Origin of the sequence: Vibrio vulnificus CMCP6 (genome assembly GCF_000039765.1) — a bacterium.
Taxonomy (GTDB): Bacteria; Pseudomonadota; Gammaproteobacteria; order Enterobacterales; family Vibrionaceae; genus Vibrio; species Vibrio vulnificus_B.
On sequence record NC_004460.2, the window covers coordinates 1,759,531 to 1,784,355 of the forward strand.

26 protein-coding genes are annotated in these 24,825 nt (G+C 45.7%); 12 read left to right on the forward strand and 14 right to left on the reverse strand.

The window, feature by feature from the left end; all coding sequences use genetic code 11:
• Positions 1-61: 61 nt before the first annotated feature.
• Complete coding sequence (locus VV1_RS22545; protein ID WP_011082448.1) at positions 62-673, reverse strand: hypothetical protein; 612 nt, start codon at positions 671-673, stop codon at positions 62-64.
• Between the two features lie 79 nt (positions 674-752).
• On the opposite strand from VV1_RS22545, the gene VV1_RS22550 reads away from it, so the two are divergent.
• Positions 753-1,058 carry a DUF1496 domain-containing protein gene (locus VV1_RS22550; protein ID WP_011082449.1) on the forward strand — a complete coding sequence of 102 codons (306 nt, stop codon included), beginning with the start codon at positions 753-755 and terminating at the stop codon, positions 1,056-1,058.
• A gap of 25 nt (positions 1,059-1,083) precedes the next feature.
• Here VV1_RS22550 and VV1_RS22555 read toward each other — a convergent pair whose 3' ends face one another.
• A complete protein-coding gene (locus tag VV1_RS22555; RefSeq protein WP_011082450.1) occupies positions 1,084-1,383 on the reverse strand; it encodes a YfcZ/YiiS family protein in 300 nt (99 codons plus the stop codon).
• 529 nt (positions 1,384-1,912) lie between these two features.
• On the opposite strand from VV1_RS22555, the gene VV1_RS22560 reads away from it, so the two are divergent.
• Entirely contained in the window at positions 1,913-2,374 is a 462-nt protein-coding gene (locus tag VV1_RS22560) for a TetR/AcrR family transcriptional regulator (RefSeq protein ID WP_011082451.1), read from the forward strand.
• Positions 2,375-2,462: 88 nt separating this feature from the next.
• Here the strand turns inward: VV1_RS22560 and VV1_RS22565 are convergent, their stop codons facing one another.
• From VV1_RS22565 to VV1_RS22590, 6 genes are read right to left on the reverse strand one after another with little or no spacing between them, the layout of a single operon-like run.
• Positions 2,463-3,248 (reverse strand): heme ABC transporter ATP-binding protein, encoded by a 786-nt coding sequence (locus tag VV1_RS22565; protein WP_011082452.1) that lies wholly within the window; start codon positions 3,246-3,248, stop codon positions 2,463-2,465.
• Entirely contained in the window at positions 3,245-4,276 is a 1,032-nt protein-coding gene (locus VV1_RS22570; RefSeq protein ID WP_011082453.1) for a FecCD family ABC transporter permease, read from the reverse strand. The genes VV1_RS22565 and VV1_RS22570 overlap by 4 nt, the downstream gene beginning before the upstream one ends.
• A gap of 9 nt (positions 4,277-4,285) precedes the next feature.
• Positions 4,286-5,137: a heme/hemin ABC transporter substrate-binding protein gene (locus VV1_RS22575; protein ID WP_011082454.1), complete on the reverse strand. Its 852-nt coding sequence runs from the start codon at positions 5,135-5,137 to the stop codon at positions 4,286-4,288.
• 11 nt (positions 5,138-5,148) lie between these two features.
• Positions 5,149-5,562 (reverse strand): ExbD/TolR family protein, encoded by a 414-nt coding sequence (locus VV1_RS22580; RefSeq protein ID WP_011082455.1) that lies wholly within the window; start codon positions 5,560-5,562, stop codon positions 5,149-5,151.
• Positions 5,555-6,247 carry a MotA/TolQ/ExbB proton channel family protein gene (locus VV1_RS22585; protein WP_011082456.1) on the reverse strand — a complete coding sequence of 231 codons (693 nt, stop codon included), beginning with the start codon at positions 6,245-6,247 and terminating at the stop codon, positions 5,555-5,557. Before VV1_RS22585 ends, VV1_RS22580 begins: the two co-directional genes overlap by 8 nt.
• 2 nt (positions 6,248-6,249) lie before the next feature.
• A complete protein-coding gene (locus VV1_RS22590) occupies positions 6,250-6,972 on the reverse strand; it encodes an energy transducer TonB (RefSeq protein ID WP_011082457.1) in 723 nt (240 codons plus the stop codon).
• Between the two features lie 160 nt (positions 6,973-7,132).
• On the opposite strand from VV1_RS22590, the gene hutW reads away from it, so the two are divergent.
• The 4 genes from hutW to VV1_RS22610 all read left to right on the forward strand — a co-directional run bounded on the left by hutW (position 7,133) and on the right by VV1_RS22610 (position 10,289).
• Positions 7,133-8,506, forward strand: coding sequence for a heme anaerobic degradation radical SAM methyltransferase ChuW/HutW (gene hutW, locus VV1_RS22595; protein WP_011082458.1), 1,374 nt, complete (start codon positions 7,133-7,135; stop codon positions 8,504-8,506).
• A gap of 71 nt (positions 8,507-8,577) precedes the next feature.
• Positions 8,578-9,081 carry a heme utilization cystosolic carrier protein HutX gene (gene hutX, locus VV1_RS22600; protein ID WP_011082459.1) on the forward strand — a complete coding sequence of 168 codons (504 nt, stop codon included), beginning with the start codon at positions 8,578-8,580 and terminating at the stop codon, positions 9,079-9,081.
• A gap of 38 nt (positions 9,082-9,119) precedes the next feature.
• On the forward strand, positions 9,120-9,650 hold the full coding sequence (gene hutZ / locus VV1_RS22605) for a heme utilization protein HutZ (RefSeq protein WP_011082460.1): 531 nt from the start codon (positions 9,120-9,122) through the stop codon (positions 9,648-9,650).
• 105 nt (positions 9,651-9,755) lie between these two features.
• Positions 9,756-10,289 carry an ATP:cob(I)alamin adenosyltransferase gene (locus VV1_RS22610; protein ID WP_011082461.1) on the forward strand — a complete coding sequence of 178 codons (534 nt, stop codon included), beginning with the start codon at positions 9,756-9,758 and terminating at the stop codon, positions 10,287-10,289.
• A gap of 20 nt (positions 10,290-10,309) precedes the next feature.
• On the opposite strand, the gene VV1_RS22615 is transcribed toward VV1_RS22610, so the two are convergent.
• Positions 10,310-11,233, reverse strand: a complete 924-nt coding sequence (locus VV1_RS22615; protein ID WP_011082462.1) for a chemotaxis protein — start codon at positions 11,231-11,233, stop codon at positions 10,310-10,312.
• 167 nt (positions 11,234-11,400) lie between these two features.
• On the opposite strand from VV1_RS22615, the gene ppiC reads away from it, so the two are divergent.
• The 3 genes from ppiC (at position 11,401) to VV1_RS22630 (ending at position 14,155) form a co-directional block, all read left to right on the forward strand.
• Complete coding sequence (gene ppiC, locus VV1_RS22620) at positions 11,401-11,679, forward strand: peptidylprolyl isomerase PpiC (RefSeq protein WP_011082463.1); 279 nt, start codon at positions 11,401-11,403, stop codon at positions 11,677-11,679.
• A 232-nt stretch (positions 11,680-11,911) separates the two neighbouring features.
• Positions 11,912-12,337: a universal stress protein gene (locus VV1_RS22625; RefSeq protein WP_011082464.1), complete on the forward strand. Its 426-nt coding sequence runs from the start codon at positions 11,912-11,914 to the stop codon at positions 12,335-12,337.
• 438 nt (positions 12,338-12,775) lie between these two features.
• Entirely contained in the window at positions 12,776-14,155 is a 1,380-nt protein-coding gene (locus VV1_RS22630) for an alpha-amylase family glycosyl hydrolase (protein ID WP_011082465.1), read from the forward strand.
• Positions 14,156-14,249: 94 nt separating this feature from the next.
• Here the strand turns inward: VV1_RS22630 and VV1_RS22635 are convergent, their stop codons facing one another.
• A complete protein-coding gene (locus VV1_RS22635; protein ID WP_011082466.1) occupies positions 14,250-16,118 on the reverse strand; it encodes a methyl-accepting chemotaxis protein in 1,869 nt (622 codons plus the stop codon).
• Between the two features lie 141 nt (positions 16,119-16,259).
• Positions 16,260-18,131 carry a methyl-accepting chemotaxis protein gene (locus VV1_RS22640; protein ID WP_011082467.1) on the reverse strand — a complete coding sequence of 624 codons (1,872 nt, stop codon included), beginning with the start codon at positions 18,129-18,131 and terminating at the stop codon, positions 16,260-16,262.
• Positions 18,132-18,832: 701 nt separating this feature from the next.
• Between VV1_RS22640 and VV1_RS22645 the strand changes: the two genes are divergently transcribed.
• Both VV1_RS22645 and VV1_RS22650 read left to right on the forward strand, forming a co-directional pair.
• On the forward strand, positions 18,833-19,861 hold the full coding sequence (locus tag VV1_RS22645) for an acyltransferase family protein (protein ID WP_011082468.1): 1,029 nt from the start codon (positions 18,833-18,835) through the stop codon (positions 19,859-19,861).
• Positions 19,858-21,081 carry an O-antigen ligase family protein gene (locus VV1_RS22650; protein WP_011082469.1) on the forward strand — a complete coding sequence of 408 codons (1,224 nt, stop codon included), beginning with the start codon at positions 19,858-19,860 and terminating at the stop codon, positions 21,079-21,081. The genes VV1_RS22645 and VV1_RS22650 overlap by 4 nt, the downstream gene beginning before the upstream one ends.
• Before the next feature lie 113 nt (positions 21,082-21,194).
• Here the strand turns inward: VV1_RS22650 and VV1_RS22655 are convergent, their stop codons facing one another.
• From VV1_RS22655 to VV1_RS24185, 3 genes are all read right to left on the reverse strand, one after another.
• Positions 21,195-22,571, reverse strand: coding sequence for a YjiH family protein (locus VV1_RS22655; protein WP_011082470.1), 1,377 nt, complete (start codon positions 22,569-22,571; stop codon positions 21,195-21,197).
• A gap of 295 nt (positions 22,572-22,866) precedes the next feature.
• A complete protein-coding gene (locus tag VV1_RS22660) occupies positions 22,867-23,535 on the reverse strand; it encodes a YoaK family protein (RefSeq protein WP_011082471.1) in 669 nt (222 codons plus the stop codon).
• Between the two features lie 157 nt (positions 23,536-23,692).
• Entirely contained in the window at positions 23,693-24,082 is a 390-nt protein-coding gene (locus tag VV1_RS24185) for a GFA family protein (RefSeq protein ID WP_011082472.1), read from the reverse strand.
• An 86-nt stretch (positions 24,083-24,168) separates the two neighbouring features.
• Between VV1_RS24185 and VV1_RS22665 the strand changes: the two genes are divergently transcribed.
• On the forward strand, positions 24,169-24,795 hold the full coding sequence (locus VV1_RS22665; RefSeq protein WP_043921284.1) for a hypothetical protein: 627 nt from the start codon (positions 24,169-24,171) through the stop codon (positions 24,793-24,795).
• Positions 24,796-24,825: the final 30 nt, after the last annotated feature.

Consider the following 24,825-nt stretch of genomic DNA (forward strand, 5'->3'; position numbering starts at 1 on the left):
TCACTTCACACTGCTGGCTTTTGTCTATCAACGGAATGTCAAAGAGGGAAAGTACGTGGCTTTATCTCGCCACCGCGCCCCCTAAGTCAAGTTCACTTGGCCACTTGCTGATACGATTTCCACCGAGAAAGATATGGCCTTTGACGGTCATTTTGCCTGGGAACTCTGTCAGTGCAGAGCCGCCTATGTATAAATTGCCTTCCACCACCAGATTCTCGGGCAGAGCTTTGATGGGGGTGCGAATGACACTCAAGTCCCCTTTCACACGTAAGCCAAATGGCAGCTTTTCTAACGGCGTATCGGTGAGATTCAAATATCCCCCAAGCGTGATGCCAGCAGGCCAGTTTTTAATTTGAGAACCCAATAGGTTGGCGTAACCTTTAATGGAAGTGCCTGGATAGACCGTTGCGAGTTGACTATTACTTGCCTCTAGACTGCCTTCGATTGAGAGATCTTTCGGCAAGTTTTTTATTGTGGTGCTACCAATATTGAGGTTGCCTTTGACCGTTAAGCCATCTGGAAGTGAGCTGTAAGGCTTATTACGCAAATCCAGATTGCCGTAGTTATCGAGATGATTCAGAATTTGGTAGTAGTCGAGAGGAACCGCCACGGTAACCGTGGAAAAGAAAAGGGCCAGTGATGTGACGAAAAGTGTGTTCATCGCGATGTCCATTTGGGGTGAATCTTTTGCTCTAGGCCATAAAGCCTATCTCATCGCATTGTAGCGTACTAATAGAAGTTGGAGAGAGTGTATGCGTCAAAATTGGGTAACAGGTATCACTGCGATTCGTGGTTTGGCTACGCTGATGTTTTTGCTGTTGAGCTCTGGATCTGCGGTCGCAAAAACGGTATCGACAGGGGACAAGGTCGTGGCCGTCGTGGCAGCAGAATCTTCTGCACGCTTACGGGTGTGTTATTACCAAGATCAAGCGTATTCTATTGGCGCGGTATTGAATGTCGAAGGTGTGTTGCTTGAGTGTGTCGCGGAAAAGAGTTTTGAAACCAACGGTGCACTGAAATGGCAGCAGATCAAAATAAAAGACGAGCCTAAATCGTAGGCTCGTCTAAGAATAGCGTTAGGGATTAACGTGATAAAGAGCGGCTTTTCAGTTCAAAAATCAGTTTCTCTGCACTCACTTCGAATTTAAAGCGAGCAGTGAGCTCAGTGGAGTCATCAGTTAAATCTGTAGTGTTGTATTCCACATTTTCGTTTACTGCTTTCGCCAGCTCTAGATACTTGGCAAATTCCGCTTGTAGCAATTCTTTTGAACCAGCGTAAATCGTCACGTCTGCAACGTCATCGCCTTCTTTGATGATAAAGCCAATTTCACCAGCGCAACCACACGCTTCACATACTTGGGTTTCTTCGTGTTCAATGCTCATAACGAATCCTCACTTAAAAAAGGGATTATACTCAACTCGTTTTTTTTTCAATAGAAATAAATGGAACAACTTGGATAAAAAAATATCGGTATGCTATGTTGTTTGTTGAGAGGGTTAAGCAAGAGATAACTTTAGATTTTGTTAATGGACGATGTGATCCGAGTCAATAATTTACCGGATTTCACCTTTTACTTACTTAGTTATCACAGTGAGTGAGTTGCACCTAGCAAGATTTTATAAGAGTATCTCGAGATAAATTATTTTTACATAATCTATCGCTATCAATCGGTTCAAAATGCAGATGTAAATATTAAACTAATGTCATTTAATGGTATTAATTTAGTTGCATATTCTGAAATTTTGTTTTGCTTGAAGACATGCATCTGCAAACCTGGTTTACAGTATTTCGTAATAAAAAGTAGGCTTGTTTATTTCGAAAAAGGGTGTTTTCTGGCAACCTATTGAGAACGATTTTCATTCTGACCTCAGACTTTGAGTTAGATGGATTTACAAAGAGAAGAGCTAAAATATGCCAAAGCGTAGTAAAGAAGATACCGAAATCACTATCCAGAAAATTATGGATGCCGTTGTTGATCAGTTGCTTAGGCTCGGTTACGACAAAATGTCGTACACGACGTTGAGTCAACAGACAGGTGTTTCACGTACCGGTATAAGTCATCATTTCCCTAAGAAAACGGACTTTACCGCTGCACTAGACGGTCGAATTTTTAAACTGTTTGTTGAGCACCTTGAATTCAATAAAGGTCTAAACGAATTTTCTCAAAGCTGGGTTGTTGCGTTGGAAGATGAAGAGTTCCGTGCCATCCTGCGTCTGCTTTTCCACCATATCGTAACGGCTGAGCGTGCGCACGAGTTTGCGGCAAACGGTATCGACCGTCTTTACAAAATGACGGAAAGCCAGTTTGGTGAAGAGAGCAAGAAAGAGCTCGAGTGGCTGTTTGGTAAGTCTCTCGTTCGTATTAGTCAATAACGACCAATATTCAATAAATAAAGCTCCCTTTTGGGAGCTTTATTTTTTGCAGAGCGCGGACGATGGCGATTTTCATCGCTCAAACGCGCTAGGCGGCAGGCTGAACTAGCGGGAAGCCCAGTGTAGGGTGACGACCAATCATCGCTTTATAGCCGTATACCGCGTCGATTATTTCTGGCGTCAGAGCCTCTTCTGGACAGGCATCAACCACAATCTCGCCACGATGTAGGATCACCATGCGATCGGCATATTGAGCCGCCAGATTAAGATCATGCAGTACCACAATGACGCACGCATTTTGCTCTTTGGCAAACTGTTTCGCCACTCGCAGAGTATTGTGCTGGTGGGCCAGATCGAGCGCAGAGGTTGGCTCATCCAGCATCAAGATCTTCTTATCGCCACTTTGATCGAGCTGAGTTAATACTCGCGCAAAATGAAGGCGCTGCTTCTCGCCGCCAGATAGGGCAGGATATAAGCTGTCTGCCAGATGGACGACGTCCGTTATGGCCATGTATTTCTCAGCGATGGTTTTCACTTCAGCTTGGGATAACGCCAGGGGGATTGCACCCAATTCGACCACTTCTCGCGCCAGAAAAGGAAAGGTGAGTGAACTGCTTTGTGGCAACAAACCCAAGTGGCGAGAAAGCGCTGCGCTCCGCCAGCTTTTGGCGGCTTTGCCAAAATATTCGATGGATTGTGAAGAAGTAATCTCACCGCTCAACAACTTGAGCAGGCTACTTTTCCCTGCGCCGTTTGGGCCAAGTAATGCCACCACTTCACCAGCGCAAAATGCCACATCAATCTGTTTGAGCACCTGGCGAGAGGCGAACTGCAATGAGAGATTTTGCCCTCGAAGTACAACAGGCTTTTTCATAGAATTCGTCCTTTCTGCTGGAAGAGAAGATAAATAAAGAAAGGTGCGCCGATAGCGGCAGTGACGATGCCCACAGGTAACTCAGCAGGTGCGACGGCAACTCTTGCCACCATGTCAGCAAAGGTCAGCAGTAACGCGCCTAGCAACGCTGAGAGCGGAATTAATTTACGATGATCTGGTCCTGCAAGCATACGACCAAGATGCGGGATCACCAGACCGATAAAACCAATCGCCCCACAAATACTGACCGTCACCCCAACGCCAATGGCTGAAAGTGCAATCAAACCTCTTTTGAGGCGTTGTACTTCAATGCCTAGATGACGAGCTTCAGATTCTCCCAAAAGTAGTGCATTCAGCGCCATGGCTTTACGAGCAAAGTAGCCATAAAGGGCTAATAAGGTCAAAGCCGCCAAAGCAATGGATCCCCAGTTTGCTGCCGCGAGTGAGCCCATTGACCACAACGAGAGGTCACGCAGTGTTTGATCATCGGCAAGGAAGTTGAGATAGCCAATCGCTGCACCGGAAATAGCACTAATCGCGACGCCCGCTAACAGCATGATGGTGACCGAGGTCCCAAATTTTCCGGCCCCCATTTTATAGACCAAGGCCGTCGCCAGTGCACCACCAAGGAAGCTGGCAATAGGTAACACCGCTAAATTCATGATTGAGGTAGACAACATTGCCACTTGAGAAAGGGCGACAATGGCAACCGCGCCCCCTAATGCCGCGCCGGCTGAGACACCAATGATGCCCGGTTCGGCTAATGGGTTTCGAAACAAACCCTGCATCACGACACCACAAAGCGCGAGAATTGCCCCCACCAACATGCAAAGTAGTGTGCGGGGAAGGCGAATTTCTTGGATGACCACATCAATATGCGGTGCAAGGTCACCTAAGCGCAGCAAGCTACGCAAGGTATCGGCACCACTGATGTTCATTGGCCCCACGGTCACTGAGGAGATAGCCGTTAAGCTCAGCGTCACTAAAAGCGCCGTGACGCAGATGGAAAGAGGGATATGACGTAACATGATGATAAATTACTGCGTGTAAAGTAACTGGTTGAGTCGCTTGGCTTCTGCGAGGCTCTTTAAACCCAAACCGCCAACTAAAGCGGCGCCATCTATCGTCATGATTTGTTTATTTTGTCCAGCAGGCGTGGCGGCCAAAAGAGGCATCATTTTTATGATGGCGTCAGGGCCACCAAGCTTTTCGAAACTGCGACCACTGACTAAAATCACATCTGGCTGCATTTCTACCATCGATTCGCTTGAAAGAGGCTTGTAGGCGGTAATCTTATCGGCGGCGGGGTTAATGGCGCCTGCCAAATTGATGATGGCATCAGGTGTTGTATCCGTGCCTGCCACATTTGCTGCGCGTCCTTCGTGAATCAGCAAAAACAGCACTTTCTTTTTCTGATTGGTCGGCTGATTCGCCTTTAAACTTTGCACTTGCTGATCAACTAGAGACTTCAACTGCTGTGCTTCTTGTGGTTTGTTTAGAATGGCGGCAATCTGGTCGATGCGCGCTTTTAGCCCGTCTACATTGGCTTGCGTGTTCACCACTTCAATATCGACGCCAGTGGACTTGAGTTGTTGCAATACGGGGGCTGGCCCCATTTCATCAGAGCCAATCAATGTCGTAGGTGATAGCGCCAATAAGCCTTCGGCCGACAAGCGACGGTGATAACCGATTTTGGGAAGTTGCTGGCCTTCGGGTAGCTGACTTGTTACATCAACAGCGATAAGGGATTGCTCGGCGTGCAAAGCCAAAATTAGCTCAGTAACAGCACTGCCAGCACTAATGATTCTTTCTTGGGCTGCCTGTAAAGGCATGCTAAGGGCGGTGCTTAGAAGGGCAAAACTGAGCCCTAAAATCATGGTTTTTTTCATTCCTGAATCTCTTATTGTGGTTGATCGGTGAGGAGCTGAGTGGCTTTAATGCCTTTTTCTTGCAAGAAAGCTAATAGGGTGACCAAGTGTTGAATGTCTGCCGTTTTATCAGCGCCGATGACAACGGGTTTGTCCGAATTTTTTGTCTCTTCCGTTAAGGCCAAAGTGAAGTTTTGCCAGTCGAGGTAGCGTTGACCATTGATTGCCCAATGTGGCTCGTTGGCTAAGATGTTGATGGTGAGCGATTGTTTATCTACTGGAGAAACCACTTTTGAATCGCTGCTGGGTAAATTGACATCGATAGATTCCAGTTTCACTGCCGCTGTTAACATTAGAAACACCATCACAATGAAAATGATGTCGAGCAATGGTGTTAAGTCTGGAGTTAATCCTGAGTCTTGATGACTTTGAGGCACTTTAATCATGGGCGGTAACCTGCAGCTTGTTTTGCTCTGAAATATGCTTGCCCGGCGAAACATGTTGAAGTGACACCCCCTCTAACCAGAGGTTGACGTAGTTTAAGCTATGTTCCAGTTTGGACATGACGCGATCCGCCCATAAGCCGAGCAATTGCGCGCTGGCAATGGCAGGAAGCGCAATCAAAAGCCCGGCTGCGGTGGTTCTCATCGCCAGCCCTAAGCCTTCCGCAAGATCATTGGGGGTGATGTTGCCACTGGACGCCGCCACGCCTTTAAACATCTCTATCAGACCAAGAACGGTCCCTAATAAGCCGAGCAGTGGGCTGATCACGCCAATTAATGTCAGCAGACGCAAACCGGAATGAAGTTGGTGACGTTTTTCCTGTAACCACATCCCAGCGGCATCTTCGCGTAACGATTTAGCAAAGTCGTGATGTGCTAAAAGCATGGCAACCCCACGGTAGAGCAACGGACGTTTGTTTGATAAAGCTTGTGCAAGTTGCTCAATCTGTTGGCTATTCGTCGGTGAAATCGTACTGAGTTGGCGGCGTATAGCACTTTTGCCGACACCAATACTTAAGGCGACCTGAATCAGACGCTCGATGACGATCATCACCGTCACCGCGGAGCAGAGAATTAACGGCCAAGTCATTAGGCCAAGTTGGTTTTGTAGTTCTAGTAGTTGTTGCATGGTTAGTCCAAAGAAAATCGAACGGGAACTCTTACTCGAGAAGGCATTTTTTGACCATTCTCTGCGTGAGGGGTAAATTTCCACTGCTGAATGGCTTTTCGAGCTGCGTCATCAAGCATTTTTGCGCCACTCGACGTGATCAACAGTAACTGGGTTAGTTTTCCTTGCTCATCAATCCACAATTCAAACAAGGCAGTGCCTTCAATCCCCCGCTTTTGTGCGACTCGAGGATATTTCGGCTGAACGGGTTTTTCCATGAAGCTCGGCTTTTCTATCAGCGTCGGTTGGCTACTGACTCCTTGAGAAGCGGAACTGGCTGGTTTGTCATTGTCCGCACCTTTTGGCGTTTTATGTTCCACGGGTTCTGGCTGCTCCACAGGCGTTGACTCCGCAGGTTTCGTGCTGCTCTTGTTTTCGACCACGGGTTTTTCTAAAGACGCTTTCTTTGGGGTAGTCGGTTTGGGTTTCACCACTTCTTTCTTTGGCTCTACTGGCTTTTTGGGTTTTGGTTTAGCGGGTGGTTTGGTCTCTTCTTTTGGCTCAACGTTTTTTTCCACCACGTTATTGGAGGAAGGGGGAGGATTGGAGACCAAATTTAATGAGACGGATGCAGAGTCGCTACCCGCATTGGTTTGAAAAATGACGGCTTGCTCTTTGGCTGAGATGAACGCCGCATGCAACATCAACGAGAGCGAACCCGCAAAAAGATATCTGGGTAAATTCATGATGCTGTTGTTCCGAAAAGCTAAATCTGGGCGAGATTATCACTTACATTGCAAATAAGATCAATTATCAATTGCATTATCATTTAACTAATTTTATGATCGCATCAGTTTTAGAGTTTAACCCGCTAAGCCTTATACTGCGGGGAATAAGCGAGTGAATATGACGCTTACATTAGATAAGTATGATCAATCCATTATCGGTATTGATACCCCCGATCCGTTGCGTTTTGCCTTCGCTCAAAAACACTCAGCTCACGCTGGTGGAATGAGTCGACCATTAAACCCATCTCAATTGGTGGAACAGTTTAATACGTTGACCCAAAGTAATGAGTTTTCGCGCAAAAAACGCTGTTTGTATATCCACATTCCGTTTTGCCGTGTGCGTTGTACCTTCTGTAACTTCTTCCAAAATGCGGCCAGTCGCCAACTGGTTGATGGTTATTTCGAAGCACTGCTGAAAGAAATTGCGATTAAATCGGCGCTGCCATGGACACAAAGTGGTGTGTTCCATGCTGTGTACGTTGGCGGCGGTACGCCTACTGACCTTTCTCCTGCCCAAGTAAGGCAGTTGGGAGAGGCGATTCGAAGCCATTTTCCACTTTCTGCTGATTGTGAAATCACGCTGGAAGGGCGTATTAATCGCTTTAGCGACGAGATGTACGATGGCGCGATGAAAGGCGGCTTTAACCGCTTTTCATTTGGTGTACAGAGCTTTGATACCTTGGTGCGCCGCAGTGCGAAGCGATTAGATGACCGAGAGAAAGTGCTCACGCGTCTCAGTGAGTTAGCCAGTTACGATCAAGCACCAGTGATCGTTGATCTCCTATATGGCTTACCACATCAAACTCGTGACATCTTGTTGCAAGATCTCAACGATTTCATCTCAACGGGTGCGCACGGTTTGGACTTATACCAGTTGGTGGTGGGTGGCAGTGCGCCTATGTTGAATTTGGTGGAGAAGGGCAAGCTACCTCCTCCCGCGACAACGCCTGATAAAGCCAGCATGTATGAGATTGGAGTGAACTTTATGCGCCAGCATCATCTCAAACAACTGAGTGTCAACCACTGGGCGACGGATAACCGCGAGCGCAGCCTCTACAATAGTTTGGCCAAGACCTACGCAGAAGTTTTGCCTATTGGTTGCGGTGCTGGTGGCTCTATTGGTGGTTACGGCATGATGCAACATCGTAGCCTCGACGCCTATATGGCGGCGATAAACCACGGCCAGCTTCCCCTTATGATGATGACACAGCAACATCCGTTAGAGGCGATTTTCGCCGCGTTGAAATCTGGATTTGATCGCGGTGTTGTGATGGCAGATAAGCTGCCTGAGTTCATGGGCGACAACGTCTTTGATTTTCTTCAACCTCTATTCCGACTTTGGCAAGAGAGAGGGTTGGTTGAACTGAATGAGCGTAGTGCCACATTGACGTTGGCAGGCAGTTTTTGGGCCGTTTCCTTGGCACAAGCGTGTATTCAAATACTAAGCTCTGAGTATCAAAGTGCTCATCAGACACAAGCCATCGCACAGTAGTGGCGTGTTCGCCTAACGCTTATAGGTCAGGCGGAAAAACATCAATGAATCGATAATTTGTAGGAAAGAAGATGAATTCTCTGCAACAACAAGTGGCTGAACTGCTACAACAAGAACCCACGTTATTACCCGCAGCGATGGCAGAACGCCTAAGCGTAACAGAGCTCGACATCGTTCAGTCTCTCCCTCAGGATATGGCTGTTTTGGTTAAGGGGGAGCTCGCGCAATCCATTTTAGAGAACCTGGTTGATTTTGGCCCAGTGACAACCATCGTACACGCGTTCGGCTCGATTTTTGAGGTGAAAGCGCCCTTCCCTAAAGGGAAAGAGGCCAGAGGCTATTACAACCTAATGGGCAAACAGGGTGAGCTGCACGGCCATCTCAAGTTGGACAATGTTGTTGCAGTGGCTTTAGTCAGCAAGCCATTCATGGGGAAAGAAAGCCACTACTTTGGTTTCTTTTCGGCCTCTGGTGAGAACATTTTTAAGATCTATTTGGGTCGCGATGAAAAACGTGAACTGTTCCCAGAGCAAGTGGCACGTTTTAAATCAATGCAAAATGAGTTTGCTCAATAATATCAATCTAATAACAACAAAAATTCGAGGAGAAAGTCATGGATCAGCAGGTAAAACAAGAAAGGTTACAAGGTCGCCTAGAGCCGGAAATTAAAGAGTTTCGTCAGGAGCGTCAAACCTTGCAACTTGCGACGGTAGACGCGGATGGCCGTCCAAACGTCAGTTATGCGCCTTTTGTACAGAATCAAGAAGGCTACTTTGTTTTGATCTCGAAAATCGCACGTCATGCCCGTAACCTGCTTGAAAACCCGCAAGTGTCTTTGATGATGATCGAAGATGAGGAAGGCGCTAAGCAGCTTTTTGCGCGTAAGCGTTTGACCTTTGATGCGGTAGCGAGTGTGATTGAGCGTGATACTCAGCTTTGGCATCAAGTGATTACTCAAATGGAAGAGCGTTTTGGCGAAATTGTTTCAGGCTTAAGTCAACTGGAAGATTTTGTTTTGTTTAACCTTAAGGCGGAACGTGGCCTATTTGTAAAAGGCTTTGGTCAGGCGTACCAAGTGTCTGGCGATGATCTGGTTGATTTTGTCCACCTTCAAGAGGGGCATCGTAAGATCTCCAACGGATAACGAATGCGAGTCTGAACGCGTCAGATTCTCCAACTTAGATTCTCCAACAAAGACAAGGGAGCTCAGTTATACTGACTCCCTTTTTCAATGGCGAAATAACAAATAATGAAACCTGTATCCAAGCAGCTTGATGAACTTTGCTACCCCTTTATTTATGAAGACAGCCCCGTCTGTGATTTTGAGATCAGTGCCGATGAACTTTGCAGTCGAGTTGGCTTGTTGCTGACCATGGATTTGCCGGAGCTTGTTCGTGATGTTCTGACGCGAGTTCAACCGAACATTTATCACCTAAATGGCTCCGTACGAGGAAAGTTGGCCATTGATGAAGCGATGATTGCTGAGCTCAAACAGGACTACCAAACACTACGTAATGAATTAAATGGTGGCTTCGTTGGATTTGTTCTTCCGGGTGGTCATGCGGTGTCTGCTCAGTTGCATCTATGTCGATGCCAAGCAAAGAAGGTGGTGAGAGCATTGGTGATGATTGAACATTCGGCGAAGAAATCACCTGAGGCGATTTTATTTCGCTATGGCAATCTATTAGCAAATGTCATGTATGCCTTGGCTTCTTACACCAATCAATATTATCAGGTGCAAGAAACCGAGTTTGTCAGCAAAAGTTATTCAATGCCTAAATAAGCCAGCAAAAGCTGCTGCGATTAAACTGCGGCAGTTTGGCTTCTCGCTTGTTCCAGTGATTTGGCACCACGCAGCATCGCTTCAATCAGCTCGCCAGCATTAAATTTTTCTAACGCTTCGTGTGCCCCGACCTGGTGAGCGCGATCAACACAAATTTCACTGGATAATGAGGTGTGCAAAATACGATAGGAGCGGTTTAACGCCGGATCATTTTGCACTTCAAACGCCAATTCATAGCCATCCAATCCGGGCATTTCGATATCGCTTACAAGCAAATCGAATGGGCGACCGCGTCCAGCTTCAACTCGCATCAGCTCCAATGCATCTAAGCCGTTTTTACAGATCTGATAACCGATGTTGATACCGTCGAGCGCATCACTCAATTGTTTTCGAGCAATAGAGGAGTCATCGACAAGTAGAATGTTCAGCGCTTTGAGACGTTCACGTTCCACATCGGTCAACATTGGAATATTGGCGTTCTCGTATTGCGGATAAATCTTCGAAAGCAATAACTCCACGTCCAGCATTTGCACGATTTCGTTGTTATAGCGCGTGATGCCAGTGACGAACACGTTATGACCCGCGCTGGCAGGTGGGGTTTCAATCGAGCGCCAATCGCAATCGATGATCTTTTCAATCGAGCGCACCATGAAAGCCACAACGGTACGTAAGCAGTCTGTTACGATCAAATAGCTATTTTTGTATTCCGATTTGTCGATCGGGCGAAAACCAATCGCAGCGGACATGTCGATAACGGGCACGGTGAGGTTACGAATCGTGACGGTGCCGACCACGTGACGATGAGAGTAAGGTATTTGTGTCGTCGGCATGTATGGCACGATCTCCCTAACTTTGAGCGTACCAATAGCAAAATTTTGCTTTAAGGTCAGTTTGAAGACCAGCATTCCTTGCGATTGATTAGCCTTACTTGGGGTTTTAGCCATGGGTATACCTTGTTTTGAAATTCTAACGCTTCAATCTTACTTTATAATTCTAGTCCAGCAAGGGCTAAAGCGAAGTTAAAGCGTATGGTCGTGTGTTTAGATCAAATTAATGACCGATACCTGCCTTTAGGTTACACTTGCGCGTTTTTTATTTTAGGGGGTGTCTGATGGCCAACACAGCAGCAGCGCTTCACATTTTGGTGAAGCATAAAGAGCAAGCGGAAGATATTATCGCTCAGTTGAAGAAAGGAGCGAAATTTCATGTGCTTGCGAAGAAGCATTCACTTTGCCCTTCGGGCAAACGTGGCGGTGACCTCGGTGAATTCAAACGTGGCCAGATGGTACCCCAGTTCGATAAAGTTTGCTTTACTGGTGAAGTTTTGACGCCACACTTAGTGAAAACCAAGTTCGGTTGGCACGTGTTGAAGGTGTTGTACAGAACCTAACGCCCTAACTTGCTATTGATTGAATGCTTTATTCTCGGCCGGTAACAAGTGGTGGGTATTGCAAATAAACCAAGTTAAGACGCAGCCAGTTGGCTGCGTTTTTGCGTTTATAGCTTTTGGAAAACGCCTCCCATCCCTCGATAAAAAATGAGCTATTTCGGGATCTTATCGACACTTTTTTCGTTAGAGATCGCTATGCTAAAGATAACGCATTGCGCAAAAGGGTGAGGCTATGAAATACAAACATATCTTGGTTGCCTTGGAGATTTCAGACGACAGCACCGTGCTGATTGACCGAGCCGTTGAAATGGCGAACTACTTTGATTCAGAAATTTCCTTTATCCACATTGATGGGACTCATGGGGAGATTTATCGTGAACTCATCGACTTGAATGTCGATCCGACGCAAAGGCCGCTCACAGAACATTCAATGGAGTGTTTAAGAAGCTTTAGCGATTATATGGAATATCCATTGAAACACTTTTTTGTCGGGACTGGCGATCTAGGCGACAAACTTGAAGTCACCATCAAAGAGCACGAAGTTGATCTACTTATCTGCGGTCATCACCATAACTTCTGGAGCAAGATCATCTCGTATTCAAGAACGTTGGTGAACAAATCTCCCGTGGATATTTTGGTGGTGCCAATCTTCGATTAGCCAAGCCATGATCCTAAGAGCCGCCTGCTAAACAGGCGGCTTTTTTGTTGTGGTGAGTGGCTAGCAAAGCATCATCCAGTCGAAAATCGATTTTTGTATTCTCACCGAGTGTGACTTGTGCGGCATTTCTGGTCGATGGACAGGAAAAGAGAAAATGCAGCAAGGGGAGAAAGTTTGGTTAGCTTTGGCATAAAGGCGTATGGAAAGAGGTGGTAAACATAGAGATGAATTTGGCTTTTTAATATTTAAAACAGTACGTTAACTAAGTTGTTATTCCTGTCTCCATTCAATGGCTTATGATTTTTCCACCATACGCTGATGAAAAGGAGTCACTACGCCTTTCCATTCACCCTTACAACTTGTTTGCAAAGGGGGAGGGCGGCGAGCAGACTCCTTTTATAATTTCAGTCATTGAATTCACTCGTACAGAAAAGAACGATGACTAAAGGTGACGTGAAGAAAATGAATCAAGCAGAACACGCTTTGCCGACCAGCAAAGCCAATGTAATTTTGCATGCATTTGATTGGAAATATGCCGATATCGCTAAACAGGCACAAAAAATTCAAGAGCTGGGTTATGGCTCAGTGCTTGTTTCACCGCCGTTACGCAGCGCCAAATCACCCAAGTGGTGGCAGCGTTACCAGCCACAAGATTACCGCGTGATTGATAACGCACTTGGTAACACCACTGATTTTCAGAACATGGTGACCGAGCTTCAGCGTTGTGGTGTTTGGGTCTATGCGGATGTGGTGTTTAATCATATGGCGAATGAAGCAAAACAGAGAGCGGACTTAAACTACCCAAGCAAAACCGTGCTCGAAGAGTACATGTGCGATCCTGAGTATTATGAAAGCCAACGATTGTTTGGTGATCTCTCTGAGCCTCTATTTACCGAAGAAGATTTTGTTGAAGCGTTTGGCATTCAAGATTGGAAAGACAAGTGGCAAGTGCAAAATGGCCGTATCAGCGGTGGCCCGACTGACCCCGGTTTACCGACCTTACGTGTTCATGAGCATGTGATTACCCAGCAGCGTCATTACTTAATGGCGCTGAAGGCGATGGGTGTCAAAGGGTTTCGCATTGATGCAGCAAAGCACATGACGCTAGAGCATATCAAGCAAGTGTGGACAGAAGACATTACGCAGGGCATGCATATCTTCGGTGAAATCATTACCGATGGGGGAGCCACGGAAGAGGAGTATGAACTCTTTCTGCAACCTTATTTGCAAGAGACTCGTCTCGGTGCGTACGATTTCCCTCTTTTTAGCACCTTATTTAAAGCCTTTGCCGCGAAAGGCAGCTTTAAAAGCTTGATAGACCCTTACTGTTTTGGTCAGGCGTTGTCGAATCGGCGCGCAATTACGTTTGTCACCACACATGACATTCCCAACAATGATGTGTTTGCTAACTTAGTGTTAGATGAAGAAAACGAGTGGTTAGCTTACGCCTATGTATTGGGGCGTGATGGTGGAACACCTCTGATTTACACCGATCTCGATACGAGCGGCATACTTAACCAGAACGGGCAGCCACGTTGGAAAGACGCTTGGCATGATCCGCGAATGGTACAGATGATTGCATTCCACAACCGCTTTCATGGCGAGCCAATGACGGTGCTGGAAGGGAATGATGATATGTTGGTGTTCAGCCGTGGTGAGCGTGGTTTTGTGGTGATCAACAAATCGGCGCGGAAACAAACGGTCTCTTTACCATTAGCTCGTCCTCTTCAAGATATGTTGACGGGCAAGCATTTCTTACCAATGAACGGCAAGATTGACATTGTCGTTGCGGCAAAAACGGCGTTGATGATGTGTTGAGATAACGTCAAGGCTGGTAGATAGCGAAACAAAAGAGCGAAAACAAAAAAGGCGAAGTCTCACTTCGCCTTTTCTATTGCCGTTCGAGCCGGACTTACACAATAAATTTATTAAGAATTGCGTCCTGCTCTCGAACGTTCTCTACCTGAACTTGCATCGCGATGTTGGCGTTTTCTGCCAAATCCGCGACTTGAACAGAGAGGTCTTTAATTTTCACTGTGTTGTTATTGATCTCTTCAGCCACCAGGCTTTGCTCTTCCGCTGCAGAGGCAATTTGAATGTTCATGTCACTTATCTGCTGAATCGCATTACGAATACGTTCAAGGGCATGGTTGGCTTCTTGTGCTCGGGCAACGGCGTTGGTGGCGGTGTCTTTGCTTTGATTCATGGCACTGGCAACCGAATTTGCACTGCTTTGCAGTTTTTCAATCATGGTGCGAATTTCGGTAGTGGATTGCTGAGTACGCTGAGCGAGCGTGCGAACTTCGTCTGCAACCACAGCAAATCCTCGGCCAGATTCACCTGCACGAGCGGCCTCGATGGCGGCGTTCAGTGCCAACAAATTGGTTTGATCGGCAATGTCGTTGATCACCTTCAAGATGGTTTCAATGTTCGCCGTTGCAGATTCAAGCACTTGAACTTCTACCACTGCTTGATCAATGCGCACGGAAAGATCGTCTATCGCCTGTGTCGTGTCACTAACAATATCGGTGCCATCAACGGTAGCGTCGTCCGCCACTTTCGCTGCAGAGGCAGCGCCTTGCGCGTTAGAGGCGACATCGGACGCGGTGGTGGCCATTTCATGCATTGCGGTAGCAAGCTGTTCCAGTTCACGTAGCTGCTCTTGCATTGCCGCCGCAGATTCTTGTAGGCCACCAGAGGTGGTTTCAGAGCCACGCAGAATTTCTTCACCAATGGCTTTCGACTGTTTGATCAACTGCTGAAGCGTGCCCGTGAAGGTGTTAAACCCATCTGCCAGTTGAGAGAATTCTTTGTCTGTGTTGGTGTCCAATCGTTGGGTCAGATCCCCTTCACCTGATGCCACGTCTTGAATGGCGTTATTGAGATCATCAAGAGGGCGCATCAAGGTGCGAATCAGTACCAGCAAAATCGCAATACTTAAGAGCAAGGCAACGATGGTGTATATGATGGAACTGTTGCGTAAGTCATTAATGGATTGATAGGCAATACTTTCATCGAGGACGACGCCCACATACCAGTTTTCTCCTGGAACTGAAGCAAAATCGAGGGTATATGAAATGCCATCTAGTACGACTTGCTGTGGGTTTTCGCGAATTTGCACGTTCGGCATGTATTCAGACATCGGTTTGCCGTTGAGCTTAGTGTCTGGGTGCGCGATGGTGGTGCCATCTTCGGAAACGATGAACACATAACCCGCATCAAACAATTTTACCTGGTTCACGAGTTCGGCAAGGCCCGCTAAGCTCACGTCGTAGAATATGGCGCCAATAAATGTCCCGTTGTCTCTCACGGGGGTGGCGATGGAAACCAGAATTTCATTGGTCGCGGAATCCGCATAGGGAGCGGTGATGATGAGTTGTCCTGCATTTTTGGCATCTTTGTACCAAGGACGAACGCGAGGATCCCAAGTCGGTCCTGGGTTCCAACTTGGATCGTTGTTAATGTTTGACCCATCTTTTTCAAAGCCGAGACCCGCGAGTAAAAAGGTGTTTTTAACGATAGGGCGGGTAATGACATCGGAAATATGTTTGGGCGACAGATCGGTCTCCATCATGCTCGTGGCATAAGCAGCAATGGCTTTGCGGCCATCGATTTCTGCTGCGACGGTATTTCGAACCCCATCTACGATTTCCGTGACACTCGCTTCGACTTGCTCCGTCAGCTCATCTTGCATGGTGAAATACTGCTTGGCTGTCAGTAAGGATACGGTAACCAACAATAGCGCAGATGAAGCGGCTACAATTTTATGACTAAATTTCATCCCAATTCCCCCGAATATGGTTGAGTCGCCAACTATCTATATTTTTATAGTTAAGAAACTGGAGTTCATCCAATTATTTGATGGTTTTAAGCCACTTTTAGATAAGAAAAAAGCGAAGGCTATGCCTTCGCTTTGTGTGGGTTAGACGATGAATCGATTTAAGATTTCGTCCAGTTTTCTAACGTTTTCCGTTTGAACTTGCATCGCTTGGTTGGCATTTGAGGCTTCACCAGCCACTTGTGTCGACAAGTCTTTAATATTGACTGTGTTGTTGTTAATTTCTTCTGCGACCAAACTCTGTTCTTCTGCCGCAGAGGCAATTTGCATGTTCATGTCGGTAATACGCTGAATCGCGTCGCGGATACGTTGCAGAGAGTCATTGGCTTCGCGTGCGCGTTCAACCGCTTCAACCGCGCTGCCTTTACTTTCTTTCATGGCGCTTGCAACGGATGCAGCCCCAGATTGCAACTGCTCAATCATGCTACGAATTTCTGTTGTAGACTCTTGAGTTCGTTGTGCCAGCGTACGAACTTCGTCCGCAACCACCGCAAAGCCACGACCAGATTCACCCGCTCGAGCGGCCTCAATAGCAGCATTCAGTGCCAACAAGTTCGTTTGATCGGCAATGTCGTTAATCACTTTCAAGATGGTTTCGATGTTAGCGGTGGCAGATTCTAGACCTTGAACCTCTTCAACGGCCATATCAATGCGCTCGGAGAGCTGATTAATCGACTCCGTTGATTCATTGACGACTACGGAACCTTGTTGAGTCGCGTCATCGGCTTCTTGAGCCGCGCCCGCTGCCCCTTGTGCGTTATTGGCTACTTCGGTGGCTGTCACAGCCATCTCATTCATTGCCGTTGCAAGTTGTTCTAGTTCTTGCAACTGCGTCCCCATGGCTTCAGCAGAGCCTTTTGCCCCTGTCGCTGTGAGCTCTGTACCGTGCATGATCTCACGTCCAATCTCTTTCGACTGAATGATTTGATTCTGTAGGTTGCTGGTAAAGGTGTTGAAGCCTGTCGCTAGCGTTGAAAACTCTTCATCGGTATTGGTATCTAAGCGGTGAGTCAGATCGCCTTGGCCTGAGGCGATATCCTGAATGGCGGCGTTCAGAGCATCGAGCGGACGCATTAGGACACGAATCAGAACCGTCAAAGCGATAATACTAAGAATCAATGCGATGACAGAATAAAGGATAGAGCTGTTACGTAAGTCAGCGACGGCTGAGAAAGCGATGTCTTCATCAATGATTGCACCGATATACCAGTTTTCACTTGGGATCTTAGTAAAGGTGACTTGATAGCGCGCACCATCTCTTTCAAAGTGCTGCTCGCCTTCTTTGAGCTGAACTTCAGGAAGATATTTGGAGAAAACTTCACCATTATTTTTCGCATCTGGGTGAGCGATGGTTGTACCGTCTGAAGAGACGAGGAAGAGATATCCCGCATCAAAAAGACTCACTTGGTTAACCAATTGCGCCAGGTTAGTCAACTGCATGTCGTAAAACATTCCCGCGACAAACTTACCGTTTTCTTTGACTGGTGTACCCACTGAGATGATCACCGTTTTACTGGAAATATCGACATAAGGTGCGGTGACAATCAATTTGTTTTGCGATTTGGCATCCACGTACCAAGGGCGTTTACGAGGATCGTAATCTGGGGCGGCTTCCCAGCCGTCATCGTTTTCGATAACAAATCCATTCTCTTCATAGCCAAAACCCACAGCAAGAAAACTGGTCTTTAGTTTTGGTTTTTCCAAGATGGTTTTCACATAGTCGCGGTCAAAAGGATCAATTTCGATGACCTCTGTTGTCGACTGTGCGAGGTTTTTCTTTGCTTCCATTTCAGAAACAACGGTATTGCGGACACTGCTGACCATTTCGTTGAGGCTGGTAGTGACGTGATCTTCGATGGTGTTACGCACGGTATAAATTTGTTTTAGCGACAGCAAAGAAATGGTCACCAATAGAAGCACGGAGGAAGCGGCTACAACCTTGTGACTAAATTTCATATAAATCCCTCAGCTTATAATTACTGTTCTTTCATTTTTATTAATTGTAGAAGTTATATCGACATTTAGGTCTCAAACATGAGTACAATTTGTTACTTTTTTTAACCTGAGGCAATGATTTGTCTATGAAAGTGTAATTTCTGTGATAATAGTGGCTTTATTATGTGTTTGACTGCTTATTACATAAAATGAACGGTAAATTTTATTAAGTTGTTGATATTAATTCGGAATATTTTACTCCTGAACTGTTTTTTGCAATGCGAGTATTTTGAGCCTCGCAAAGAGCGTTCTTTAGACAAATGTTATTACAATCCGCGTGCTTGATGAAAAAATAGACAAAGCGTACTGCGGAAACACACTTCAAGTAACCTTACGATTTAAATTCCAACATAGTCTTCATTCATTTCGTCATGACTAAAGTGCGGTAGCGATTGTCTTATTTATAGGAAAAAACCTTGTTTGAGCCGGTTGCCTGTTTGTCTTATTCATACTCATTGATACGCTACCGCTCACTTAAAGTGTGAATATTAGAAAGCGAAATATCACCGAAACATTTGTCTTGTTAAGGGTTGAAAAGACAGAGACGACTGAGCTAAATGGGAAGCGAAAAGGAAATATATGGTTCGCCCATGATGTCGCAATTCAAACCTAGATAAATGGCAAACGGATGTTGATTGGCTGTGATTTAAAAAGGATATGGGATGAGCACAAGGACGGAATGGGTTGATTACGCCAAAGCGATAGGGATTATTCTCGTTGTATTTGGCCATGTTAATCGAGGGATATACGACGCAGGCTTTGGTTTGCCAGAAAGCATTCATAGCGTTGTTGACAGTGTAATTTACAGCTTTCATATGCCTTTGTTTTTTTTCCTTTCAGGGCTGTTCTGCATGGAGTCTTTTAGAAAACGAGGAGGAACAGGGGTATTAAAAGCCAAAATAGACACCCTTATTTACCCTTATTTACTGTGGTCTTTACTTCAAGGGAGCATTGAAGTTGGCCTTTCCAATTATACCAATGGGTCGACGTCTTTCTCGGATCTCATCCAAATACTTTGGGCACCCAGAGCTCAGTTTTGGTTTCTTTATGTTCTGTTCGCCATATTCTGCGTAATGGCCGTTTATTTCTCTATGGTGAAACGCAGACAGGTTGAGCTTCTTTTTGTCCTTTCTGTATTGTTGTATCTGTTTCGCGGTTCGCTTCCAGAGAGTTATCTCCTTAACCTTATTGCAATCAACCTTGTTTATTTTGTTTTGGGTATTGTGTTTGCGGAAAACATGTCTCGGAATGAAGAGTGGCTTCGTCCTCAAACATCACTACTCGCCTGTTTACTGATTTTTATCGTGTTGCAATGGTTATTCCACTTCAATTTAGGCTATCGGCATTACGATAAAGGGGTGATGACTTTAACCATCGCCACCATTGCGATTGCCTTAGTGATTTGCTTATCCATTACCCTATCTAAGGTGAAGGTAGGATGGTTACAAGTGATCGGTTTGTATTCAATGCAAATCTACCTCATGCACATTCTAACGGGCAGTGGCGCGCGTATTATGATGAGCAAAATCTTTCATGTGGATTCAACCCTCATTCACTTGGTTGTAGGGACGATTGCAGGGGTTGTGCTTCCGATCGTATTAACAAAAGTCATAGAGCGAGTGAACATTCAATATTTATTCTCCGCCCCCGTATGTGATTTTATTTTTCGGAGTAAGAAGAAAGCGCTATGAAGCAATTAATGGATACTTCGGAGAGGTTATATCAAGAGGGTGAAAGGGCTCTTGAGTTACATCTTTACGCTGTCGCGGTGATTCTCTACTTTGTGTCACTCCGCACCCAAATCGCGGGCGTAACAGTGACGATTGCGGACATGATAGGCTTGGCATCGATTGGTTTTTTACTGCTCATCATATTGAAAGGTCGAATGTCGATGGAGACAGTAAAGGTGGCGGGAATAAACGTCATTTTTATTGGCTACATTGCATTGAATGGGATCATCAATGATGCCGGGATGAAAAATATCATTGTGGAGGTTATCCAGTGGAGTTCCATTGTTGCCTTTCTCTGCGTTCTCCACTTTTTGAATCTCTTTAAATCGAAACGGTTTTTGTCTCTAGTCGCGCTCTATGCTTTCTATGCGGCAGTGTACACAGCGGTGTGGCATGTCGTCGTCATTGGTGACTTTCAGAATTTTAAACATTTACACAATGCAAAGTATCTTTTTGGTTTCTCGACTGTGATGCTTTATCTGTTTAGAAGTCAAATCAAGAACAGTCATATTCTGTTGTTTATCGCGTTTGTCCTTTTAATTCTCTCTGGTGAAAGAAAAGCCATGCTTGGGGTATTGTTGGTGCTATTTATCGACCACTTTTTCGTCAGAGGTGAAAATACCAAAATGACCCATGTGGTGATGTCTCTTGCAGCAGCATTTGGGGTTATTTCGGTGTGGGCGGGTATCTACTATTTTGGTACGGACTGGATCGCAGAAAGCCTTTTTCTCACTCAAAATGATATCTATAACGCAGATCTTCATGAAGCGCGTTGGGATTCAGAATTGTGGCGTCGGCTGCTTTTAGCTAATGGTTTTTCTCTTTTTATGGACCATTTCTATTTTGGTGTCGGGCCGAAAATGTTGCTTTCGTACATAGCACCATACTTTGTCGGCAACGAAGAGCTGATTGTCTATACCCACAATATGCTACTTGATATTGCTGTTGAATACGGAATTATCGGTGTTGCACTGCTTTTTGGTGGGGTGCTCGTGCGTTTGGCAAAAGCATTCAAAACGAGACGGCAGAATTCTATTCCGTTTTTGTTGTGTATTTATACACTTTCTACCGCCCTTTTTGCTGCGACTCAAAGCACGGTGATTCTTATGTTCATGCTGCCGTTTTTTATTGATGTTCGTTTGCCTAGGGGGGCAAGCGAAGAGCGCGAAAATAAAGCATAACGAGCTAGGCTGTGGTGAAACAAGCATTACTAGACATGGGTTTCTTTATTTGGATACCACTGGATGCAACAAAAAGCCCCGCAATCGCGGGGCTTCGTGTTTTTCGTGACGCCTTAGAAAATAAGGTGTGCAACGCCGGCAATGATAGGCAGAGTGATCAGAGTACGCAGAATAAAGATGATAAACAGCTCTACGATGTTCACTGGGATTTTGCTACCAAGAAGCAGTGCACCGACTTCAGACATATAGATAAGCTGAGTAACCGACATCGCCGCGATGACAAAGCGTGTCATTTCATTGTCGATAGAAGCCGCGAGAATCGCTGGAATAAACATATCGGCAAAACCAACGACGATGGTTTCAGAAGCTGCTACTGCTTCAGGTACGCCCAATATCTCCAAAAATGGAATGAAAGGCTGACCAAGAATGGCAAAGACAGGGGTGTACTCAGCAATAATGAGCGCAATGGTACCTAAGCCCATTACAACAGGTAGTACGCCAAAAACCATGTCAACTGCGTTGTGTACGCCTTCTGTGAAAACCGATTTGACCGACTTCACTTCACCAGCACGTTTCAGTGCCAGATCCATCCCCCAACTAAATGGTGTATGGCCTGCTGGTACGGCATTTTGATCAGCGTGCGGCTTGCTGCCATCGATGTAACAATCTTTCTTTAGGCTAAGTGGTGGCAAGCGAGGAATGATGATCGCAGCAACCACACCCGCCAAACAGATGGCGCCGTAAAATGGTAGGAAAAGATGCTCCAGTTTTACCTGTGCAATCACCACCAAGCTAAACGTAATGGATACCGCAGAGAAAGTCGTACCTACAACCGCCGCTTCGCGTTGAGTATAAAATTTGTTTTCATACTGTTTGCTGGTCAGAAGGATACCGACGCTGCCATCACCCAACCAAGACGCCATACAGTCAATCGCACTACGACCAGGAAGATTGAATACTGGACGCATCACTTTACTCAGTAGCGCACCAAACAGCTCAAGCAAGCCAAAGTTGAGCAAAAGAGGTAATAGCATACCAGCAAAAATAAACACCGCGAAAAGAGTCGGTAGCAAACCTGTGAGCACTAGGCCGCCAGTGTTTTCTTCCCAAATCGCTTTTGGACCCATTTGGAAAAACGTCATAATAACGGCAATACCACCAAAGACGCGTACTGCTAACCACAGTGGGCTTGGGTTAAATAGGCCATTTAAGAAGGTGTTGTTAACAATTTTCGCTGGCTTGAAAATTTTGGTGACAAGAGAGGCAAGCGCCATGAATGCGATAATCGTTGTAACGAGCGCGATCAAATGATCTCCCAGTATGGCTGGGATCAGTTTTGCCATAACCGCGACAGGAATAGTCAATTCGCCGTTATAGGTAATTGGTGCCATAAACAGAAGTAAGCCAATCACAGAAGGAATGAAAAACTTCCAGAAATTCGCTTTCTTCTCGGTGTTTGGCACTGCTGCAGTTTCAGTGTTATTGGTCATGCTTTTCTCTTGTTACTACTAGTCAATACTATGCATTCTGAGGAATAGTTATTCACTAAACAGTGGTATTTAATCAAAGTGGGCGAGAGATTACCCCCAAAATGAGCTAATTGCAATACTATTCATTAGAATGCTGTAACTATTCAGATGTTACGTTTGTAGAGGGTAATGATAGCCGACTTTTGTTTTGTAAATGTTTTATTTGTTGGTTTTTTGTGATTTTGCTGGCTGTTGAACTGCAACTAGGTCAAAAGAAATGTGACCTTAGTTGCAAGTTTTTGGTTTTTGGAGAGGGTTACGCCTGCTTAGGCGTGGAGAAATAGAGCAACGTCCAGTAGGAAATGGCAATGATAACGGCAAACGTAGCGGGGAACGCCAATGCATAAAGGTTGAAATGCATAAAGGCCAATGCGCCAGCAGAGCCGCCAAAGAGGAAACCGAGAAAAATAAAGATAAATAACTTCGCTTTGCGTTTATCGAATTTTTGCCCGCGTAGGCTTTCGCCTATCATGATGCCTAAGTCAGTGATAATACCTGTCATATGGGTGGTTCGTATAACAGCACCACTGAACGTGGTGATCATGGCATTTTGCAATCCGCAGGCCGCAGAGGCGAGGTACTGGCCATAAATGTTGCCGTTAATCAGAAAACTGAGTGACATCAGAAGCAAAAAGCCTTCAATGCAAAGCGCAACGCCGTAACGACGTCCGAGTTTCAATGCGGTGCTTTCAATAAAGAAGCCGCTAAAGGCGGAACCAATCAAGAAACTGGCGACGATGAGCATGAGGTGAATGGTGCTTGAAGATCCATTGAGAAAGCTGCTGCCCAGTAGCGTAACGGTACCTGACAAGTGTGAAATGGCTTGATGTTGGAAGCCCATTAAACCGATAGCGTTGACGCAGCCAGCAAGGAGTGCCAGTAGAAACGCGCCAAACTCAACCCAGCGAGGAAGTCTTGAAATCACAATTTTTATCTCTTTATTGCTTAGGTCGAGATTATAGCGCTGACGCGCTCAAGTTAAAGTGGTAAGAGCTGTTTAGGTTTGATCCGTCTCAACAAAGGCGGAAGTTTTCGTGTTACGAAAAATTGCCATTTCGCACTGGCGATGTTGGTTTTACTTGTCATGTGTCATTTGTCATCTGTGTCAGCCGCTTCTGGTTAAAATAGGTTCCCGCCAGCTCACTGAAAAACGACTGCTCGCGAAACCTTGCCGTTGGAACCACAACAGCGGCTGGCGCGGCAGAGAAGAGAAGGAGCATGGTTGTACTGCAAGCCGGGCAAAAATGATAGCTGATTTCATGGCCGTTGCTGGCCAAGCGGCTAAAGGAGACGATGTCACCTTCTACTTGAATCTGTTCTGTCATAAAGCGAGCATGAACCCCATAAAAGCTACCAAAGCGTTTTTGACATTCGAATGAATGGCATATCGAGGTTTTGACAGGCTCTCCACGGCAGTGAACTTTGACTAACCCACATTGGCATTCACATGTTCTTACTTTATTGTCCGCCATTGTTCTTATCCTAAGATTTGCATCTATTGATAATTATAAGAAACGCATTTAAGGTCTGCACAATCTAAACCATGAGTCCGATGAAGATGAAAAAGCGTATTTTGCCGATCCCACTTATTTTGCTGATTCCAATTGTGATGTTAGCGGTTGTGATGACTGCCGGAATCTATCGATTCACGCTATCAGATGAGGAGATTTTGGCAAAATTTCCATCACAGCAGATCGTTGCGGATGCCATCGTTGAAAGATTGACGGGTATTAAAACCGCTAATCCCCTAACGGTGCTTGTACCAGAAAGTAAAGCTTTTGCTCTGATGACGGATTTTGATGCAGAGAATGCGATCGTGGTTGGTCAATACGACTCCGGGGCAGAGCGTGGTTCGGTGACGGTTTTTGCACAATATTGGCGGGAGCTCGAGGCAGACAAAGCTTCTTGGTTTGTTGCTCCACTGGCGATCAGCAATCAAGGAAGTGGACACTTTTACTACCTTGGCTTGTTTAAATACGATCCTGTACCCCGCAGAGTGGTGATGACAGACGCGCAATTTCTTGGTGATCGTATTCGACTGGATAAACTGACTAAAACCGAAAACTCATCCATTTTGCTTTCTTATCAACAGCATTTTGCGAATCAATCCTTTTCGGAACAACCACTTGAGATTGTGGTTCAGGAATTTTCACGACAAGACGATAAACTCAAGCTAAATAAATAATCATTTTTGAGGCAGTTTTTGTGCTAAAAA